This window comes from Vescimonas sanitatis, assembly GCF_049060325.1.
Taxonomy (GTDB): domain Bacteria; phylum Bacillota; class Clostridia; order Oscillospirales; family Oscillospiraceae; genus Vescimonas; species Vescimonas sanitatis.
In genome coordinates this window covers 236,705-256,860 of the sequence record NZ_JBMGPW010000008.1, presented here as the reverse complement: position 1 = coordinate 256,860, position 20,156 = coordinate 236,705, and the positions used below count along the sequence as shown (strand labels likewise).

The window sequence follows — 20,156 nt, the reverse complement described above, 5'->3', positions numbered from 1 at the left end:
CCGTCGCTTCGCCGTTTTCCATGTATCCGCAGGCCTCGTAGGCGGCGACCGTGCGCGTTAGAGCGGTCTCGACACTCTGCTTTCCCAGCGCAACATCGCTGAGCGCATTTTCCGCATCGCTGTTCAGACTGCGGACATTCTTAACGCTCCCGCTTTTGGCAATCGTATATTCCACGCTGGGGTTGACATCCATTGTGAAGGTACCTGCTGTCGCATTGCTTCGGATGGCATGTGTGGCGATGCCAGTACAGAGAGCCAGTGCAAGGCAGGCAGCCATTGTTCCAAGCTTGGCCCAGCCGGGCTTTCTTTTGGTATTTGCTTCGCTTTCCGCGTCAGCGATAAGCTCGTCATTGATCTTTCCGATCGAACGAAGAAGAACTTCGGTTTTCATAGCATAATTCCCTCCTTTTCAAGAAATCGTCTTAATTCGTTTCTCATACGGAAAAGCAAAGACGTCACCTTGCTCTCGCTCATTCCGTATGCGTCCGCAATATCCCGTATTGCATAGAGATGATAGTATCTGCGGACAAAAATGTTACGGTTCAGCTTGGGCTTTGCATACAGGAAGCGGTCAATGGCGGCAGCCAACTCATTTTCTTCGATGGTCTGCTCCACAGTCGTTTCCGAAGGAACGCAGGCTTCCAGCTCAGACAGCGCGAGGACTACTTGTCCGTGTCCGCGTTTTTCGGCAGTATACCGCTTATAACGGTTCAGAGCGAGGTTGCGCGTGATTTTCCCTAAGTAGATCGACAAATGGCTCGGACGCTGCGGCGGGATCGAATTCCATGCGCCGAGATATGTGTCGTTGGCACATTCCTCCGCATCCTCTTTGTTACGCAGTATGTTATATGCAATCGTATGGCAGTAGTTCCCGTACTTTTCTGTGGTGGCGGTAATCGCGCTCTCGTTACGCGCCCAGTACAATTCTATGATCTCATGGTCTCTCATTGCGCCCTCCCTTCTTTCTGCGTAAAGGCCTTTCACTTATATAGACAACAAAAATAACCATTCATTGCGTGGACAGGAAAACTTTTCTTCAAGCTTATCATATCATGCGGGAGCGGCGATTTCTACCGGTCTGAAAGTGCTGGCTTACTTTCGACCATTGTCTCTTTACAGGTCAGGAGCCAGGCTGCGTAATACGCGCAGTCTGGCTCCTGGAAATTTATGTATGCCGAAGTATGCTCCATATGATCACCTGCCGCTTTCACGGCTTCTGTATCGCAGCCAATGAGTCCATGAGCGAATGGAAGCCATCTTCTCCCAGCATGGCTGCGGCATCGAAGGGGATGTCTTCAGAGGCCGTAATAGCCGGATCGCAGCCGGGCATATCCTCGCCCATTGCGGGTACGGGTTCCGGGTGCATATTGGACAGTATCTCACGAACCAGTTGCTCCACTGTTTGCCGGTCTATCCTTGGCGCAGCCGCGGCCTCCGGTGTTTCCGGGCAATTCATATAGTGGGTCACGGCGTTGACCAGGAACTGTGCCTTGCGCCGACCCTGCTCGTTCAAGATCGCGGCTACCTGCTGGTGGCTTGGGTCACCGGCATTGAATTGGACGGTAAATCTGAAGGAATCCTTCTTTTCGCCCATATGGATCACCTACTCGTCTTCGTAGCTGCATACAAGAGCCCGTACCCGGCAGCGTTGGCGCTGATCTCCTCCACAAAGATGGCTGTACCGACCTTACCGGACTTTTCGATCTGTTTCCGAAGCAGCAGAGAGCCGCCGCCTACAAAAATAACCTTGCCGGTACGCAGCTCGATCTTCCGCTCCCGCAGAGTACGGAAAAGGTCCGCCACGAAGGACTCCGCGCCGCGCTCTACCAGTGTTTGGATCTCACTGCCGTACTCTGTACTGCAACCTGTGAGAATGGAGTCAATGTCCGTTTCCTCCAGCAGCAGATCATGGTCGGCACGAATCTTGGACAGCAATCGGTTATAGAGCGTAATGACGCCGTTTTCCAGCGAATCGCAGGAAGCCCAGTCTGCTGCGCCATAGCGCAGGGAGAGGTAATCGGCAGTAAAACCGCCTATGTCGATCACAGTGGCCTTGGCAACCGTGCCGAGCTGGAGCCGCTTGAACACCGGAGCCGTGGCTGCCAGCGCCTGCGGGAAGCAGACCGCCTCCGTGATGCAGATGGAGTATTTCCTCCCATTGAATTCAAACCCGATCACACCGCGGTTCAGGAAATACTGGGCAAAGCGTTTATACTGCGTTCCATAATGCGCAGGCGGCAGCCCAACGGCAAGCTGAATGTTCATCAGCCGATCCGGGACATACTGGCCCGCCGTGTTGATCTCGTAAGCGATGGCGAACAACGTCAGGATAAAAAATCGGTCGTCCTCTGTTTTATCCCGGGTATAGGGGATACGCTGGTCGGAGAGCGTGTAGTATTTTCCCCGATAAAATAGAATGTTGTCACCGAAAGGGGGACGGGTATCGCTCTCTACCAGTCCGGATGTAAATACCCCACTGGCTGTTTTAATTTGTTTATTTCCGTGGTCTACACAGACTAACATAAGATCAGCTCCTTCTCTTTTGTGCTTATACTGTGTTTATACGACTTTAATACGCATTACTGCAACAGATAGGAAAAAAACAGACGCGGAAATCTCCACGTCTGTTTTATACATATTTGTCAGGACTTCTTTAATTCCCTCAAAGAATTTTGGGGCGTTTTGAAGATATTGAACCGGCTGGTCGATCAGCTATCTTTCTCCATCGTCAATCAAAAGAAGATCGTCCCGTGTTGCGGCATGATTGCGCAGCTCATCCAAGAAGCCGGAGATACTGAACAGGACGTACCACACTTTTCGCCGATCCCGCTCCCATGCGACATCGCAGGCCTTAGCTTCCAACGCATGAAGGACATTAAGACCAACGGGTTCTTTCCAGTACTTGCACTCTCCCAAAATCAGGTTCTTGCCCTCCGGATCAAGAGCTGCAATGTCGATCTCATTCTTGGCATCCCAATACCCACCCAGCTTGGAGAACTGGAACGGCCATGTGTTATTAACATTCAATTCCCACATCCGCTCCTCACAGATGTCCTCATATACGAAGCCAATGTGGCTGGTAGTGAGTCCCCTGTGGATCTTATCCATCACGATACCGCTATGCCCGCTTTCGATAAAGCTCATATTGGGATAGATAAATGCGAACCAAAACCGCAGATAGTTATCCTTGATCTTGTAAAGGCCGCGCTTGCTCTTCTCGGGATTTTCCTCTGTGACAGGCACCCTTCGTTCCAGAATATCCAGATCCATCAAGGTCTTCAGGTACTTGGTCAGGTTCGTTGACTTGACCTCTAACACAGAGGCAATCGAGGAAAGCTTGTGGTTTCCAGCCGCGATCGCCTTGATAATGGAAAAGTAACTGCCGACCTCACTGACCTCCTGCTGCAGCAAAAAATGCGGTTCATCATAGAGATAGCCGGAGCGGTTCAATACGCATTTCTGGATAGCACGATAGATATCGCTACTCTCCGAAAATAACTCGATATATTTGGGAACACCGCCTGTAACAGAGTATAGCTCAATGAGTTCTCTGCGGGTTTTGCCAGGGAAAAACTCATGGTAATAGGCGAATGGGATCTGCTTGAGCCGGATCTGCGCGGTTCGTCTTCCGTATAAAGGGCTGCCGTAGGCCAGTGTCTGGGACTCCATCATGGAGATCAGGGAGCCGCAAAGAATGACCATAACAGACTGGTTCTTTAATATCTCTTCCCATATCCGCTGGAAAATGGAAGGGAACGCAGGCTCCGCTTTGCCCAGATACTGAAATTCATCCAGTACGATAACGGGCTTGCTGTTATGCTTGGCATCCACGATTGCCTTGAATATCACGTCCCAGCTCTTGACATCTGCATTACGCAGAAGATCACTATCAATGAATTCTGCCGCTTTCTCTTTGAATGCCGCTCGGTTTTGTGCTTCGGACTCTTCACTCGCAAGGAAAAACAGGGCGTTTTTATCCCGAATAAACTCGGATATCAGCGTAGTCTTTCCCACTCGCCGGCGTCCATACAGTACGACAAGTGCGCTGCCGTTCCGCTCATACTCACTTTGCAGCGTCTCCATCTCCTGCTGTCGATCAACAAATACATGCATGCGATCACCACCTTTACAATTATTATACTCCAAATTATAATAATTTCAATCATAATTTCATTCCGCTTCTATAATTCTTTGTGGCAATGTAAGGGACAGCTTTTCAATGGATGCGGTAAAGTGTTTCTCAGAGTATTCATCTCGATGCCACGCCTCATAAAAATCTGTGCAGTATTCCTCCTCCAGAGCATCCTTCTCTGCCCAATCCTTTACGCAGCCTTCTGCCTGTTCTTCGCGGATGCCCTTCAGCATAGCAAAACGCGCCATATTATAGTCGGCGTACAGCTCTGTAATGCAGCCCGAATCCCAGCTTGTGGTAAACTGCATTGTGAGGAGCTAGACCTTGCATGTCTTGCACACCGAGGGATGAGGCGAGATCACCCGAACCATCTCCGATGCCATGATAACCATATCCAGTGTGATCTCGTCGAGCTTCTTAGGCGATTGATATAGTTCTGTGAAGCGTCGCTCCAGCTCCCGGATCTCCTCTTGAAACAGAGGTGGTTCAAAACAGCAATAGATGTCAGGCGTATCATTCTCTGTCTCTCGGTCAGATCCGTCACGGATCTCCGTGATGGTGCCATAAAGTCCACGATATTCACTTGCCTCTGTTGCCATGACAGCGGCACCGACAGTATAGGTCATGCCGTTGTATGTATAGCGCATACCCTCTTGGTTGATGATCATTTTATGTCCTCCTGATTATATTCCTCCCAGCCTTCCATGCAGTTGGTGCGTGCGCGATCAGCATCGAAGCACTGACAGCGCGTATAGCCGTCTTCCGTTTTGAAGAAAAAGCACGGGGCAAGCCCATCGTCTATCTCTACTACGGACTTGGCTTTGACCTCTATGCCTAACAGCTCCGTATCCTTCTGTGTGAGCAGCTTTAGCCAAAACTCCCGCGGGGAGAGCGTGGAAGTTCCCTCATATGCCATTGCATAGCGGCTTGCCGTGGGCAGCGGTGTGAATGCAAAGCCCTGATGCAGCACGTTGTCCAACATATACGTTTCCGGGCTGCGGTAATAGTAGATCCGCAGCGTGTTCGGCACTTTCCGCTTCGGGCACCATTCCGGTGCCCGTCTGTTCAGATCACGGCTTTTAAGATGCCTGGCTCTCTTCGGCAGGGTGCAATAGCTTTCGCCAAAGTGCATCATGAGTCCCTTTGACTTCTGGGGCGCGGGGATCGCATGGTAATACCGTTTCGGGCAATTCCGACAGGTATACTCCTGCGGGGCAGATTCTCTTTTCATGTTTATACTCCTTATTGACTTATATTTGAGGCCCCGGAAATCATCCGGGGCCTCTGACTTATGGGCGCAGTGTAAAGCGGTTTTCGCCCGTAAATGCACTTTGTAGGCGTCTTACTTCCACCTCCAGTGCCGCTATGATCTGTTCTACCTGTTCCGGCGTGTAATCGTAACACACACGGCTTGCACAATTAGAAAGCGAATGGATAGCGTCTACGGCTCGTTGTGTGCGCTGTTCAGCCACACGCACGAACCGTTCCGCCTTGGTTTCTCTTTGCCTCAATGCTCGCTACCTCCTTTACGCAATTTCCTGTTCGCCCCAGCGAATGCTGAAACGGCCGTCTTCATCTATGTCGCGGTATAACAGCAGCGATGTGAGATCGTAGTCCACTCCAAATCGTTCGTAAATATCATCCATATCTGCTTCGTCGCCCTTCATGAAGAGATTGAGCTTCTCTTTTGCCAATATCATCTGCATCAGGTTGGACTCAATGCTCTGTGCATAGGTCAGGAAATAGATGTCCTTCCAGTCAACGGAATTAAAGCGGATGAAGCGCATGTAAAACTGGCTCATGCGGGAGTTGTTATAGTGCAGCTCCGGGATGATGACTTTGTTGACGAACTCGAAGTTGACTGAACTGGGCAAGCTCTGCTGCGTACACAGCAGGATGCCGTTTCCGCTCTCGCGGAGTGTTTGCCGTAATGCCCTGCGTTTCGCAAAGGTAGTCGTCGCGCCGGTCACAATGAAAAGTGGCCGGTTGGGAAACGCTTCCCGCAGGGCTGCCGCATATGCGTCCAGCACCACGGTATGGCGGACGCCTATGGCCACGATCTCTTCTGCCCAGCTGCCGGTAAGCTGGATCGTTCTCCGCAGCTTCCCGGGAAGCTCGCCGCTATACTCCGAAACCGTATTAGGCGCGGCACTGATCCGCAGCAAAAGCGTGATCTGCTGGATGATCCGCAGCATGGCGTCTTTCCTCGCGTTATTCGTTGAGGTGAAATAGTTCTGGCGCATGGTATGGAACTCCTTGACCGCCTGTACCCATACGGCCTTCTCCTCCGCTGAAAACGGAATGAGCTCTTGATGGATACGTTTGATGTCCTTCCCGGTGACCTCCTCAAAGGTACGGGTGATCACTGTCTTGGCGAGGATATCGCGCAGAATATCTGCATTGTAGATGTCCTGTGTGCGCTGTCCGACACCAAATACGGTGATCTTCTCCGGCAGATGTGAATTGGCAAACAGCGTGTAGCCACGACGATAGGCCGGGATCGGTTGACCGTACCACGGGTTAGTCTCTCGTGTCGCCGTGCCGTCCTTATCATAGTGATAGATGGTGTGGCAGCAGGATAGCATATTGATGGAATTGTTATAAAGCAATTCCATCTGCGGTGCGAACTCAGAGATGTTGTTCCGGGTACTGGTTCCTGTGGTCAGCAGTTTTGATTGGCATCGTCTGAAACAGGACAGCACCGCCTTGGCACGGCTGCTGTACGGATTGCATATCTCATCGCTTTCATCCAGTACAAGACAGGTCTTGCGGCTATGGATCTTCAGCCATTTTTTGATCTGCCTGCGATACTTGCACAGCGCATTGAAGGTCATCAGCACAAAGTCGCTGGGCTTGATCCGCTCCAGATCCCTCAGCCGTTCCACGAACACATACGACACGTCATAGTTGGGCAGCACCACATTCCAGTTATTGCGGATAGAGATGGCCGATGAAATGACCCAGGTGTTACGATACCCTTGTCTGTCCATGCGGTATTTCCCATAGGCAATGCCAGCCAGCGTCTTACCGGAACCCTGTTCCCATTGCAGCAGCGTATAGCGCTTTTGCAGAGCAAGATTCAGGTCGTGGAGTTGGGTATCGTTCAGCAGGATCTCCTCCTCGTTCTCGGCATCCCATAACCAGAAATCATCCAACCATTTCCCAATTCCCGTGTCCGGGGTCATTTCCTGAAAAGGCTGGCTCTGGATCAGGTATTCATGCCGCTTTTTACGCAGCAGCCGTTCGTAACCGGGGAGTGTTTCACCGCGCAGCACTGCTTCACAGACTGGGATAGGTTGGCGCAGCTCTTCGCTCATGCGGCGTCGCACTGCGGCACTATACCCTTTATAGGCGAATGAATAATCCCGCTTGACAAGGTGGATCTCATCACGTTCCGGCTGCCGGTTCTGACGTCTGAGTGTCTGACGAAGATAATGCAGTACCTTCGCCTCGGTCAACCGCCGTTTGCACCATTCCTCATATCGCATCTCTGGCGGCTGTGTCTCCGTATAGAATCGATGCAGATACGCGCAGCATTGGGCATACCGATCCTTCAGGGACGGATGTATCCTGATTTGGTACAGCATCTTCTCTACCGTATAAGTAAACGATGCAGAGGTTTGACGCTCCTTTGCCAGTTCCCGCAGGATCTTGGCGCGATTTTCCTTCAGCATGGCCTTTGGCATTTGCAGCAGCGACATGTGGATCGCTTGTGCTGCACCAGCATAGATGCCGCCGGAAAGATCGTTATCCATTCCTGTGTGATAGCGAGCCGGTGTTTCGGAATCCACGCCCTTCTTCTGCCAGAACTGCAGCTTTATTGGGAAGTGCGAAACACCCATCTGCGCAAAGGTATCATCCGGCAACAGGATCTGACCAAGAAACCGAAATTGTGCCTCCATCTTCCGAATCATTGAGCTGTCCGAAAACGAGTCGGCCAGAAATGAGTTGGGTACGATCAAAGCCAGGATCCCCAGCGGCTTCAAGAATTGGGCAGCCTTCAAGCAGTAGTAGAGCTGTGATAGATACTCCTTTCCATTCTCAGCCATCCATTGCAGGTTGAAGGGCGGGTTACCTACCACATAATCAAAGCGTACCTGCGGCATATAATTGCGAATATCCTTATTAACCAGATTGGCCTCCGGATAAAGATATGACGCCACCTTGAATGCCTTGGTGTCCAATTCACAGCCGTAGACATTGGCTTCCACCGGCATTACGTTGAAGAAGTTCCCCATCCCACAGGTGAGGTCCGCTACCAGATCGTCCTCTTCCAGTCGAAGGCAATCCGCCACGAACTGACACAAGGCGGGCGGTGTAAAGAACTGGCCGTTTTCCAGTTCTTTTTTTGCCTCACTGTATGTATGGTAGCTCCGATAGTTCTTCCGGGAAAGCCCGTGCAGGCCCCCATCCCCTGTATAACCCTGAAAAACATCCTGCTTCGTGATACCATACGCTTCGCAGCAGTTGTTATCGATCAGGTACAGGAGCTTTTCGTTAACTGCTCTGCGACTGCTCTGGGGGATCGATTCTGTCGAGGGTGTATACTTCATGACGACACCTCAGCATGAATAGTCAAGATACGTTTCGGCAAACTCCTTTGCAATAGACGCCGTCTTAAACTTCAGATCCACGCGCCCATTTTTGAACATGCGCAGTTGTATGAGCTTCTGGCAGTCCGGGAACTGAAACACTGGGGTGGACACATCGGAATAACCGAGCAGCTCGGAGAATCCCGCAGGCTTGCACCCAAAGGTATTGGTTTCAAAGTGCGCCACGCCGGCAAGGACATCCTTCATGCGGTCTGCAAGGCTCCAGTCTTCACGACCCCAATTTTCATCACAGGTGCAAAAGTATCCGCCAAAGCGAAGTGTATCCCCTTTACTGTCGTAGCTGGGCTTGTCGTTGTAGCTATGCGCCGCTTTATAGCATTTGGTACGCAGCTCCTGAAAAGCGCGTTCTACAAAACTGAGTCCATCCAGTTGTATGAACATCTGGTCAACCACATCTTCATAGTGCAGCGAAAGAGCCCGCAGATTGCGATGATACTCCTTGCTCGTATCCATATCGCACCTATACGGGTCCGGCTCTGCGGGGATCAGATGCTCTTTGATGGCATCCGTTGAGATCGTTACGCTATATTTCTCATTGAAATGCTGTGTGAGTTCAGAGATGAACCTACTGTGGAACTTCTCCAGTTCTCGGTTCAAATCCGTTATCCCGAACCGGTAATTGCTCCCAAAGTAGGGCAGCGACCCATCCTGCCCTATGCCGAGCAGGTCTCTTTGCGCCTGAATCGCTTTTTTCCACTGTTGGCGTATTTCACGGAGCGCACGGCAGGATTCATCATACGCCTGTTGCTGGGTTTCGCAGAACATCAGGTCATCCTCCGGCAGGCGGGAATCCGCCTTGATCTCAACTTGCTCCAATTTATCGAGTAATCCCATAATTAAAAGTCCTCCTACAAAAACAAAAGCACCGCTGAACTGTCGTCAAACAATTCAGCGGTGCTTCTCCGCGTTTATTTCTTATTGTGCTGCTTCGATTAACACGTTTGGTATCGGGGGAAGGTGCATAGATTTACACCGGACTTTACTGTCGCATAAATCGGTATGTTAGCTTCCTTCGATCCCATTATACCCATTATACTGGGAGATGGGGATATAGGAGGACGGCGTTTGCCGCCCTCCTATACCATTCGTCATACTATGCGCACATCGCTTCCGGCAGCTCCATCGCAAAAGGGTACGTTTCCAAGGACACATGATACATGGAGTTCATGGTCTCAAAAACGGCCTTTCTGTCAGTGAGAGATTGGATAAGGACGACCCGTGAGGTGCAGACCAGACCGCTATGATGGCGTATCCATGCACGGCTGCCCTCGCAGAGCGGTGCGGCCAACCGGCCGGTAAGAATGACCTGCTTCTTATTCATTTTCTTTCTCCTTCCTTCGACCTGTGTGGTCGTGAAAAGCGCAATCATTATCCGAATCGAAAAACAGCTTGCGAATGATCTAATAGGCACACTTGAGAATACTCCGCACCATGTGCACGGTGGTATTCTCCCTCTGCGCGATCTCCCGCGTACCGTAGCCATCTGCCTTGAGCCGCAGTACGTTCATATCACGTCGGGGCATATGCCGGCCCAGATCGTGGAACAGCAGGCCGGTCTCCATCTCCAGAAAGCTCTCATCCGTTGCGGAGAGCATATCGGACAGAGACAGGCCGGCATCGTCCATAACAGCATTGAGGCTGACCGTCGGCGCTGCACGCTTGGTAGATGCCTGATGGCGGAAGTGGTCTGCCAGGCGGCTCTCCATCTTGCGCCATGCAATGGTGGCGAAGCTGAAACGGCTGGACTCACCCTGCGTGGTATAGTCCATGACTGCCTGCAAGTAGCCAAAGACCACCACATCGTAATACTCATCCTCCGGCAGCTTCTTCTCATTGAGAAAAGCATAGACCAGATTGTGATGCTCCTCCGCAAATAACTGCTGCGCCGGGGTCATGGGGGTATTTTCATTCATTACAGTTCCTCCTATATGCTGGGAGCCGCAGCCTGTGTTTTACACAGACTGCGGCTCTTCACATGTTTCAGATCCTTATAAGGTCTGATAGGTTCATTTAGTGGGGAAGCTCCTCACGCTCGCCATCGATCACATCCGCACCGGAAATGCAGAAATGCTGGCCGCTGTCGGCAACAGCATACTCGGTGTTTGCGGTGGCATACTGGTCCTCCTCACCCTCACGGGCGGCAGACAGCTCCGCACGGTTCTTCAGCATCTCCTTCGCCTGCTGGCGGAACGACTCTACAAAGGCGCGGAACTCGCCCACCTGTTCAGGCTGGAGATCTTCTACTTTACGGAAGGTCGCCACGCTGTAGGTGTTGTTGCCGTTGTCCACGCGCTTCAAGCCGATCTGCACCACGCTGCTCCATGCCGGACGGCGCCGGGCCACAAATGCGGCGTTCATGAAATCATTGAACGGTCGCAGGCTGGTAGGCGGCAGGGAGAGCTGCAGCGGGATATAGTCACCGTCCTGCAGAAGATACAGAATACGCATATTCTTGCAGGCCTTCCCCTTTCCGTCTGTTGCCGTCCCGTAACGGTTCAGCTCGCAGGCAGCACAGGCGCCACCGGGCGTACCGTAGCCCTGCTTTCCGTCCACGGTGGAGCACAGAGGGACGGTGTTATCATCGTATTCACAGCCCTCGGGCCAATACGCGCCACTGGCATGGTGATACAGGATAACGCCCTGCAGAAAACGGGTATACTCCGGATTCTCCGGGTCGCCGGTAGGCAGTTCGAATTGCAGTGCGCCGCCGGACGGGATCTTGACCTTGGGGAATGAGAGCGTCAAGCCCTCCATATCGTCGGCAAGATCATCGTTGCCGAAATCAAGGCCGGCCATGGTGGGAAGGTTGAATGCACTGGCAGTTGCCATCGTAGTAGTTTCAGGATAACTCATTTTTTGATCCTCCATTTTATCTTTTTTGTTTTTTCACATTACGCCGCGGATACCTGATTCAGCCGCGACCACACACTTCTGGGCATTGCCAGAATGTTGTAGCCGATGATCTCCAGATCTGAGGCGCGGTCATAGCTGCTTACGTCTTGACTGTACCGTGTTACCGCATTGGAAAGACCGTACAGGCTCAGGTCATGGCCTTCGATCAGATGTTGCAGGATGCCCTCACCCTCCGAGTCCGTAAGGCCGAACTGTCTGCTGGCCAGCTTCACAACACCGGGTACATCTGCGGTGTTCATGGGGACGGCCGCAGCCTCCCGCATCATGCCCACCACCTGAGCGAACCGCGCTTCCTCTGCGGCGGCACGGACAGTGTCCTGCACCTTCAGCAGAAAAGCGTGATCGTCTGCAGCCAGCGTCTTTTCGGAATAGAGCTGGAAGTTCTCCTCCGCATCCGTTGCCCGGCCAATATGGTTGCGCTTTGTGGCGGCGTCGTTGACCACCATACCGTTGCTGCATACCAATCGGTAGATCAGAGGCTGGATGTTGACAGATCCTAAGCCCACCTCGCTATTGCTGATGACCACGCCGGCCTGCACTGTGTCACCCGGCGTCACATCCTCCTGTAAACGGGGATTGACCGCCTTGATATACATGCGGGAGTCGGTGATCTGGCAGCTCTCAATGCGCACATCGGGGATCTCCGCCAGGATGGGCAGCACCGCTGAGGCGATACTGTAGTTGTCCATACGCAGATAACGATTGCTGAGGTAGGCGCGTGCCTTACCGTCCAGCACACGGATCATGCGCTGGGCAGGTGTCCGCTCCAGCCATGTGTTGACATTGTGTGCCAGTAGTCCGGGGTCTTCGCTGCGCATTCGCTCATAGTACTTGGCAGGGATACTCAGATGCGTACCGATCTGCCGGTGGGCGATGTCCCCGATCTCCAGCGGTTCGATACGGTCTGCGCCGTCACTGTCCAGCACACGGAGTGCCAGGTCGGGGCCATAGCTTTCCAGACGAAGATTGCCGGTATTGACCACATAATCCTCTTTGGCACTCTGCTGCCGGGTGATCTCCGCGGCAAGCTGCTCCAGGGTTAAGCCTGTTTTCATGGCAGCACCCTCCTTACCAGTTCAGCGCGATGGCATCATCCGTCATGCTGGCGGCGATGCCCTCACGCTCGAATACCTTCAGGAGCCGGGGCCAGTAATGCTTCTCCGGCAGGCTTTTGAATGAGGTCTGCGCTTTCTCTACGTCACCCTGACGGATGCAGATGTCACCGTTGTCCTTGATGACAAGGCTGCTATAGCCACGGGAATTGAGGTCGTAGATCAGATCATCCAGAACCTTGCGTCCCTGTTGCTCGAACCAGACCTGCGGATCGATCTCACGGGGCGGAGCAGGCAGCTTCTCGGAGGTGCCGTTCTCCGCCGCACTCTGTACCACAGGTGTGACCTTCAGCAGTGAGCAGGAGAAGTTGGCCTTTTGGTCAAAGGTCACTTCCGCCTGATCATAGTCGGGAATACCAGAGATGGTGATACGGCCTGTACCGCCGTGAAGGATCAGCTTCTCCGGTTCCGGGCTGCGCCATTCCCATGTAGCATCCGGATACACCGCTTTCAGATATGCGGAGATCCTGTGATTGACATGGCGGAGCAGCAGTGGGCCGAAGCCATCTTCCTCTTCTATGGACAGTGAGCGAAGGCTCTGCCGCTGTGCGTCATAGGCAGCTCTGCGGGCGGCGCGCCGCTTTTCGTTTTCCTGTTCCTGTATATAAGGGAACACGAATGCGACCGTGACCCAAATCGCCCAAATGGTAAATGCGGCTGTCAGAAGCCAGATCTGCGTGTCGCTGCGTACAAACGCAACGATGGCCAGAACGGCTGCGATAAGGACAGATACGCCAGACCAGATGGACTTCTTCTTATTCATGCTTTGCACATCCTTTCCTTTTCGTGATGAAAACAAAAAAGAGGAGCTGCCACGCATCCTTTTGATACATGACAGCTCCTCTTATACCCGGCATCCTATCCGGGCAAGGGTTCTCGTTCTCCGTCGATCTCCGGTACCTGTTCAGGCACTTTCGTGTCATAGGGCTGGAGATACCGCCATCGCAGCGCGATGACCTTCAGACGCTTATCCCGCGTCCAACCATCCCGTTTCAGATAGTCCTCCAGTTCCAGTGTGCCTTCCACACTGATCAGCGCGCCGCGGCACAAGCCTCTTTTGGCGAACTGTGAGGCAATAGCCCCAAAGGCAACGACCTGATAATACTGCGTTCTTGCGTAAGCCCCCTTACCGGTACGCTCCGCAAGGTCGAACCGTAAATAGGGCCGATTATTGGCACTGATCTTCAGTTCAATATCATCCGATACAATACGGCCAACGACGGATATGTTTGCCATTACACTCCTTTCTGCCTTACGGCTTAAATATCTATAATAAAAAGTGCCGGCATACAGCATCAGCAATAAGCCAAAGCTGTCATGTCGGCACTAAATTACAATCTTAACAAACGTGTGCGATCCGAAAGGTATTCGGAAACCCTGAATAGGCGATGCACAAAGAACAACTACAAGTGCATTGTAGCACTATATATTGCGATTGTCAAGAGTCGCAATTCTATATATAGACATTTATTGAAACACACGAGAATCAATGATGTGCTGCAGCGCAGTGATTGCGGTGGAATATGACACGTCTTCAAAAAGGAGTGCGGATGTAATCTGCTCATAGTCACTCCTATATGCATCGGAGTCAACGATCTGCCGAAGGAGATTATTCATATCCACCCCCTCTTGTGCAGACAGGCAGACCTTGTGCGAGCGGCGTTCCAGAATGACCTCACTGGCTAATTGTCGCAGAGTATCATCAATCGTGACGATCATACTCAACTTATATATGTCATAAATGTGCCGCGAATGCTCTGTGATCGATCCATTGAGGTAGTAGTCTGCAAGTGCAAACAGCTTATCCAGCAGGGTACGCTCCGCTGCCTGCACATTGATTGAAAAAGGTTGCAGATTGCATTCGCGGATAATATCTTCTCTGCCGGTATCTTTCAGGAAATCATAAATGAAACTGGATGCGTCCATGGGATGATTCGGGAATGCGCGCATGGAAACAACGGTTTCAACGATAAGCTGCTGCTTCAAATACGTTGCCCCTTGCAATGCAGGGTAATTGATCACATAGCGATTATAGTCGCGCCGGCTGCGAATTTCTTCAGCATTGCTCAGGGATAATCCCAAGTCATCAACTACCGCCAAAATATTTCGCTTGAGTGCTTTACGCTGCCCTTCACTGGGACGGTCTTCAACATTCAAATCAATGTCCTCAGAAAAGCGCTGGATCAGCTTATAGCATTTTGAGAGTGAAGTTCCGCCCTTGAACACCATGTCTGGCTGATAGGAAGTCATCCTCCTTAAAAACTCCGTGACATAGTAGTCTTTTTCAATGATGCTGGCCGCAATCCCTGTCGCATCTGCCGTTCGTAGTATAGCTTGCTCGAACAATTCTCTATTACTGTGTAACATGATAGATGATCTCACTTTCCACCAGAGTGCGCATAGCCTTATCAGGAAACGCAGGTGCGTATTCTGTGATGTCGCGTCTCGTAATGCCGTTTTTTGTGATAAACTCTATGGTCAGTTTCTTCCTCCCTTCGGAGAAATAAGGTGCCGGCATTTCATTCATAAGCTCCAGGAAGCTCAACACAGCAGCATTTTTTGCCGTGACCTTACTTCTGGCTCTGCGTAGAATAACACGCTGCTTCCCGATAGCTAACTCACGGGAACGTGTCTTTTCGTTGTTGGTACAGACTTCAATGGTATTGGGCATTTGCGTTGACAGCCCCAGTTGGTTTAAGAAAGCTGCACCGGAATAGTAGCCGTAACAGCCAGAACTATCCTTTACATATTTTTTCTCGATTACTTTGCGGGGGTCGAGCAGACTGGTGCCAAATGCTGTCTCAGTGGGAATATAATAAATACCGCGGTCAAAACGCACCAGCCTACCAGTTCTACACAATTCGTTCAGTTCTTTGAAGAGCCACGGGCGTGAATAGCCCCTGCAGTCAATCTCATCAAGTAAGATTGGCTCGTTACAGCCGAAATTCGTTGTGAGTCTATCTAAAAGCGTCATATCACAGCCTCCTTCTAATCATAGTATGCTTTTCTTGATTTGAATTATACTATAATCAACGCACTGTGTCAACATTGCTATAATCCGACGCCGCCTCAAGCCCAAGAAAGCCGTCGGTCGGGAGAGATTCGTCTATGAAGCTGCTGCCGGTCTGTACCTGTGCAGGAGATTTATGTGCAGAGGATTTGAAATAGAAACGATATCGGCGGCCAACCTCTATCTTGTCCTGCCTAGGCAGTACAAGTGTCCTTTCACGCTCCTGACTGTCTATGATCCGGATATTGCGGTACTTGCGGAGCGGCGTCTGTGTGATGGCAATGCAGGAGCCATCAACGGTCGTGTAGTGCCCGGCGATAATTAGGCGGTAGAGTTCTGCCGTTTTAAAAGCAAGTCCTATGGCGAGGATGCCGCTGAGCAGAGCTGTAGCGGTATCGAGGGAAAAGAAAATGGCTGCCAGCCCTACAAGGAAGAAAGCCGCCCCTGCCAACGCGGTGAGGAGCAGCTTTCTTCTCAGGGGCAGCGGTGCTGTCCTGAGCTTGTCCATCATGACGGCCTCTCAAAGATGATCTGACGGCGCAGATAGAGGTTTGCCACAGCCTGCAGCACGGGGCGGCAGCAGACGAAGGGCCTGACCATATCCGCGATATTGTCGCTGGTGGTGGTATCGTCTGCATACAGGGCGTCCATCAGCTGCGAATCAGAGTGGATCGTATGGATGTCATACTCCACACACTTGATCAGTTCTGCCGTGGATAAGAGTGCCTGACGGGACAGACGATAAACCCGCCGTTCGTTTGCGCTGCGCCGGTCCTTGCGAAACAGCTTCCTGGTAACCGCAAAAGGGACATGGCCGAAAACCGTCAGCTTGATAAACGAGATCAGCCGCAGCAGCAGACTGTCTGAGATCGGCACCACGTAAAGCCCTGACAACAGAGCATACAGTGCATCCTCATCGGTTTCGCCGCAGCCCTCCACCACCAGTCCGCGCTGCATCAGCCGGCGCATACAGTCGGAGATACTGCGCTGGGGGCTGATGCCGCTGGCTTTCAGCTTGGCAGAATAAGCATTCTCAAGGGATCCGGCATCCATGATCTGCCAGTTCAGTGCTGCCCAAAGGATCATCTCCTGGATGTCCAATGCATATTCCCGGTTGTTGATGATGACCATAGGGCAGGTCATGTCGCCCATGCGGCCTTTGCGCTCGAAACGACCCACCGCCGTATAGTATTTCTGCATGAATTTCACCTCACATTTTTTCACGAAGCCTTGGAGCTTTTCTTCAATGGCTCATATTCAAGGCTATTCAAAAACTCCGCATTGTTCCTCAGCCGCTCGGCGGCTCTATGTACGGCCGCCCCCAAATAGTTGGCCTTGACGCCATAGTAGGCAGCAATGTCCGTATTGCTCAGGCCGATAAATTTCAGCTGCATCGCCTCGATACCCAGCCGTGCGACACCGTTGTATTGCTGCTTCGCGCTTTCCAGAAGCGATAACGCATCTACCTCAGCCAACTGCTCCTGAAGACTGCGGATGCCGGAGGCCATGGCACGGTAATTGTCAGCCTCCGTGTCAAAGATCTCCGATACAGGAAAGCTGCGCAGCTCCTTGCTGTGCTGCAGCCGGCAATAGGTACGCAGACCGTTCTCAACGACCCTCTGAGCATAGGTGGGAAAGCTGGCGCCGCCGTCCGGGTCATACGTCACTGCGGCCTTGCAAAGCCAAATGCAGCCCTCTTGAAACAAATCGTCATAGCCGAAACCATAGCGCTGCTCATTGACCTGAATGCTGGTACGGATGGCCCAGCGTACCACGTCCATATTCGCCTCTACCATACTGCGCTGGGCATCAGTAAGGGCAATATCCCTATTCTTCATCGTCAGATTCACCTCTCTTTCTCTGTGGTTTTAGGCGTTCTCTCTATGCGACCTCTGCGCTGTGGATACGAAACTTCTCGCAGGCGCAGATCAACCGATCACACATGTACGCGCCGAATTGTGCGATATGCGCCTGTTCCTCATGCAGACCGAACTCTGTCTGCATCCATTGATACGCCTCTTTCTTGGTCATCAATCCGGACCGCCACAGGCGGTCAAAAGCCCGGTGTGCCTGGATACGCTTATGCCGAAGCTCCCCGTCAGCCAGAGAGCCCATGGGCTGCCGTGTGGCGCGATGGGCAGCCACATAGCTGTTGCAGGCGGGATAGCGGTCACAAACATACAGATAGCTTCCTGCACTACGACTGTTGCCATATACAAAGCTGGCAGGATGCAAGGTAGCCTTAGCTCCGCAGTTAGGGCAATGGATATTGACTCTTTTCAGAATGTTCACCTCCTTCTTTCGGCTTGTGTGCGTTCATTGTTGGCAGCTCTCCCACAATTGGGATAAACTGCACCGTTTCGGGTCTTCTACGTTCCAGACAAGCCAGCTGGTGTAGAAGCGTTGGAATCCCTCCAGCGTCATAATGCCGATGCAATCATATTTATCCACGGTCTCACCGGACAGTTCCTCGAATACCGCCACAGGGATGATTGACGGCACGGCATTGTGATTTACAGACAGAAGAAAACCGGAGCACCCGTCACAACGCTGGCAATCAATGAAGAAGCTGTTGCGCCAGTTACAGCAGGTTGCCTGTAAAAATCGGTAAAAACGCTTGTCCATAAAATTCCCTCTACTATCATTATCCGTAAAACGAAATCAAAAGTGCGCCACTTTTTGAAAAATTTTTCAAATTTCTCTGCGGCCACGGGGTCGGGGGCGTCTGGAGACGATAATTGCCACGGCAGCTACCGCAGCTAAAATGATACAAATTGCTTTTTTCATAGTATTGATCCTCCTAATATTTGGTTCTTTCACAATAGACCACATACCGCTGCCGCCCGCCGCCAGCGTGGGGGTGGCAGGTCAGCCGCGTCGCAGTTCTTGTCAACTTTCAGGCTTCTTTACCTCACAGGAGCGGTGGTTTGAATCACAGCCTGCTGAAATGTTACCGGGTTTATCTACAAACATTTCATCAGATCTATTGATTTTTATCTCACGGTGTCGTATACTATCCATTGAAATGTAGCATGATAATACCAGCAAGTTTTCAATGGAGGTTGGGCTATGGAAATAAAACGAGATCGCTATTTGAAAAAAATCATCTCCTTCATGTGGGATGGTCAGGTGAAGGTGATCACTGGCATCCGCAGATGCGGCAAGTCCTTTCTGCTTCGCAATCTGTTCAAGAGTTACCTTCTCGGTAAGGGTGTTACCGAAGATCATATTCTGTCCTTTGAGTTGGACTTGACCCGTGATATTCGCTATCGCAATCCGCTGGAGCTTTCGGCTCATGTCCGTGAGATCGTAGAACACAGCGCAGACCAATATTATCTTTTTGTAGACGAGATTCAGATGTCCGACGAAGTTCCGAATCCCTACAATCCAGATGGCAAGAAGGTTACCTTCTACGACGCGCTCAACGATTTGAAGTCTTTGTCCAACTTGGACATTTATGTGACCGGCAGCAACTCCAAAATGCTGTCCTCCGATATACTGACTGAGTTCCGGGGACGGAGCGATGAGATCCGTGTGCATCCGCTTTCCTTTGCCGAATACTATTCAGCCGTAGGCGGTGATAAGCAGGATGCCTTTGAGGACTATGCCTTCTACGGCGGTATGCCGCTGATCCTGTCCCGTCCCACGGATGCCGCGAAAATGGCTTATCTGAAATCACTGTTTTCTGAGGTCTATCTGAAGGACATTGTAGAGCGGAAGAAGATCAAGCGTGAGGATGTGCTGTCCGCGATTCTTGATCTGCTGTGTTCGTCTATCGGCTCTCTGACCAACCCAACGAAGGTTGCTGCCGCCATCAACACAGTGCAGAAGCGTAGCGGTGAAAATGTCGTTGCCTTGAACACCGTGAAAGCCTATATGGATCACTTATCGGATTCCTTCCTCTTTACCGAATGCAAGCGCTGGGATGTGAAGGGCAAGAGCTATTTTGACTATCCCAACAAATACTACTGTGAGGACATTGGACTGAGAAATGCCCGTATCGGCTTCCGCCAGCAGGAAATGACGCACATCATGGAGAACATCATTTTCAATGAGTTGATGATCCGCGAATGCGCCGTTGACATCGGCATTGTCTACGGCAACGAGAAAAATACCAAAGGAAAGGTCGTGCCGGTCGCGCGGGAAATCGACTTCATTGCAACCTCCGGTGGCAAGAAGACCTATATCCAGTCTGCCTACGCATTGGGAACAGCGGAAAAGGCGATCACCGAGAATAAGCCTTTCGCGCTGACCGGTGATTCCTTCCCGAAAATCATCGTGCGTCATGACATTCGCAAGCGTTGGTATGATGAGGGCGGCATTCTCAATATTGGCGTCATTGACTTTCTGCTGGATGACACGCTTGTCTGAATCCT

General features: G+C 51.7%; 24 protein-coding genes. 1 reads left to right on the top strand and 23 read right to left on the bottom strand.

Annotated features, from left to right (window positions below; all coding sequences use genetic code 11):
• The 23 genes from ACOMDU_RS11030 to ACOMDU_RS10920 all read right to left on the bottom strand — a co-directional run.
• Window positions 1-391: anti-sigma-I factor RsgI family protein (locus tag ACOMDU_RS11030; RefSeq protein WP_421130356.1), on the bottom strand; the 391-nt coding region annotated here is incomplete at its 3' end.
• Window positions 388-948: an RNA polymerase sigma factor gene (locus ACOMDU_RS11025; RefSeq protein WP_421130355.1), complete on the bottom strand. Its 561-nt coding sequence runs from the start codon at window positions 946-948 to the stop codon at window positions 388-390. The genes ACOMDU_RS11030 and ACOMDU_RS11025, both read right to left, overlap by 4 nt.
• Window positions 949-1,207: 259 nt before the next feature.
• A complete protein-coding gene (locus ACOMDU_RS11020; protein WP_421130354.1) occupies window positions 1,208-1,594 on the bottom strand; it encodes a hypothetical protein in 387 nt (128 codons plus the stop codon).
• Window positions 1,595-1,599: 5 nt separating this feature from the next.
• Window positions 1,600-2,523, bottom strand: a complete 924-nt coding sequence (locus ACOMDU_RS11015; protein ID WP_421130353.1) for a ParM/StbA family protein — start codon at window positions 2,521-2,523, stop codon at window positions 1,600-1,602.
• Between the two features lie 189 nt (window positions 2,524-2,712).
• Window positions 2,713-4,113: an ATP-binding protein gene (locus tag ACOMDU_RS11010; protein ID WP_421130352.1), complete on the bottom strand. Its 1,401-nt coding sequence runs from the start codon at window positions 4,111-4,113 to the stop codon at window positions 2,713-2,715.
• Between the two features lie 57 nt (window positions 4,114-4,170).
• Entirely contained in the window at window positions 4,171-4,365 is a 195-nt protein-coding gene (locus ACOMDU_RS11005) for a hypothetical protein (protein ID WP_421130351.1), read from the bottom strand.
• 84 nt (window positions 4,366-4,449) lie between these two features.
• A complete protein-coding gene (locus tag ACOMDU_RS11000; protein WP_421130350.1) occupies window positions 4,450-4,800 on the bottom strand; it encodes a hypothetical protein in 351 nt (116 codons plus the stop codon).
• The gene (locus ACOMDU_RS10995; protein ID WP_421130349.1) at window positions 4,797-5,363 is read right to left on the bottom strand and encodes a hypothetical protein; all 567 of its coding nucleotides are present in this window, start codon (window positions 5,361-5,363) and stop codon (window positions 4,797-4,799) included. The genes ACOMDU_RS11000 and ACOMDU_RS10995 overlap by 4 nt, the downstream gene beginning before the upstream one ends.
• A 295-nt stretch (window positions 5,364-5,658) precedes the next feature.
• The gene (locus ACOMDU_RS10990; protein WP_421130348.1) at window positions 5,659-8,685 is read right to left on the bottom strand and encodes an N-6 DNA methylase; all 3,027 of its coding nucleotides are present in this window, start codon (window positions 8,683-8,685) and stop codon (window positions 5,659-5,661) included.
• Window positions 8,686-8,694: 9 nt separating this feature from the next.
• Complete coding sequence (locus ACOMDU_RS10985) at window positions 8,695-9,579, bottom strand: hypothetical protein (RefSeq protein WP_421130347.1); 885 nt, start codon at window positions 9,577-9,579, stop codon at window positions 8,695-8,697.
• 259 nt (window positions 9,580-9,838) lie between these two features.
• Complete coding sequence (locus ACOMDU_RS10980; protein WP_421130346.1) at window positions 9,839-10,066, bottom strand: hypothetical protein; 228 nt, start codon at window positions 10,064-10,066, stop codon at window positions 9,839-9,841.
• 79 nt (window positions 10,067-10,145) lie between these two features.
• Window positions 10,146-10,658 carry an ECF-type sigma factor gene (locus tag ACOMDU_RS10975; RefSeq protein ID WP_212822145.1) on the bottom strand — a complete coding sequence of 171 codons (513 nt, stop codon included), beginning with the start codon at window positions 10,656-10,658 and terminating at the stop codon, window positions 10,146-10,148.
• Between the two features lie 97 nt (window positions 10,659-10,755).
• Window positions 10,756-11,598: a hypothetical protein gene (locus tag ACOMDU_RS10970; RefSeq protein ID WP_421130345.1), complete on the bottom strand. Its 843-nt coding sequence runs from the start codon at window positions 11,596-11,598 to the stop codon at window positions 10,756-10,758.
• Window positions 11,599-11,636: 38 nt separating this feature from the next.
• The gene (locus ACOMDU_RS10965) at window positions 11,637-12,713 is read right to left on the bottom strand and encodes a DUF932 domain-containing protein (RefSeq protein ID WP_421130344.1); all 1,077 of its coding nucleotides are present in this window, start codon (window positions 12,711-12,713) and stop codon (window positions 11,637-11,639) included.
• A gap of 13 nt (window positions 12,714-12,726) precedes the next feature.
• Window positions 12,727-13,533, bottom strand: a complete 807-nt coding sequence (locus ACOMDU_RS10960) for a hypothetical protein (RefSeq protein WP_421130343.1) — start codon at window positions 13,531-13,533, stop codon at window positions 12,727-12,729.
• A gap of 95 nt (window positions 13,534-13,628) precedes the next feature.
• Entirely contained in the window at window positions 13,629-14,006 is a 378-nt protein-coding gene (locus ACOMDU_RS10955) for a single-stranded DNA-binding protein (RefSeq protein ID WP_212822141.1), read from the bottom strand.
• Window positions 14,007-14,237: 231 nt separating this feature from the next.
• Entirely contained in the window at window positions 14,238-15,137 is a 900-nt protein-coding gene (locus tag ACOMDU_RS10950) for a nucleotidyl transferase AbiEii/AbiGii toxin family protein (RefSeq protein WP_421130342.1), read from the bottom strand.
• Window positions 15,124-15,744 (bottom strand): DUF6088 family protein, encoded by a 621-nt coding sequence (locus ACOMDU_RS10945; RefSeq protein WP_421130341.1) that lies wholly within the window; start codon window positions 15,742-15,744, stop codon window positions 15,124-15,126. Before ACOMDU_RS10945 ends, ACOMDU_RS10950 begins: the two co-directional genes overlap by 14 nt.
• A 55-nt stretch (window positions 15,745-15,799) precedes the next feature.
• Window positions 15,800-16,291: a hypothetical protein gene (locus ACOMDU_RS10940; protein WP_421130340.1), complete on the bottom strand. Its 492-nt coding sequence runs from the start codon at window positions 16,289-16,291 to the stop codon at window positions 15,800-15,802.
• Window positions 16,288-16,980 carry a hypothetical protein gene (locus tag ACOMDU_RS10935; protein WP_421130339.1) on the bottom strand — a complete coding sequence of 231 codons (693 nt, stop codon included), beginning with the start codon at window positions 16,978-16,980 and terminating at the stop codon, window positions 16,288-16,290. The genes ACOMDU_RS10940 and ACOMDU_RS10935 overlap by 4 nt, the downstream gene beginning before the upstream one ends.
• A gap of 20 nt (window positions 16,981-17,000) precedes the next feature.
• Complete coding sequence (locus ACOMDU_RS10930; protein ID WP_421130338.1) at window positions 17,001-17,618, bottom strand: sigma-70 family RNA polymerase sigma factor; 618 nt, start codon at window positions 17,616-17,618, stop codon at window positions 17,001-17,003.
• Between the two features lie 43 nt (window positions 17,619-17,661).
• Window positions 17,662-18,072: a zinc-finger-containing protein gene (locus tag ACOMDU_RS10925; RefSeq protein ID WP_421130337.1), complete on the bottom strand. Its 411-nt coding sequence runs from the start codon at window positions 18,070-18,072 to the stop codon at window positions 17,662-17,664.
• A 24-nt stretch (window positions 18,073-18,096) separates the two neighbouring features.
• Window positions 18,097-18,405, bottom strand: a complete 309-nt coding sequence (locus ACOMDU_RS10920) for a hypothetical protein (protein ID WP_421130336.1) — start codon at window positions 18,403-18,405, stop codon at window positions 18,097-18,099.
• Between the two features lie 444 nt (window positions 18,406-18,849).
• Here ACOMDU_RS10920 and ACOMDU_RS10915 point away from each other — a divergent pair, with 444 nt between their 5' ends.
• Window positions 18,850-20,151 (top strand): ATP-binding protein, encoded by a 1,302-nt coding sequence (locus ACOMDU_RS10915; RefSeq protein ID WP_421130335.1) that lies wholly within the window; start codon window positions 18,850-18,852, stop codon window positions 20,149-20,151.
• The last annotated feature ends 5 nt before the right edge of the window (window positions 20,152-20,156 follow it).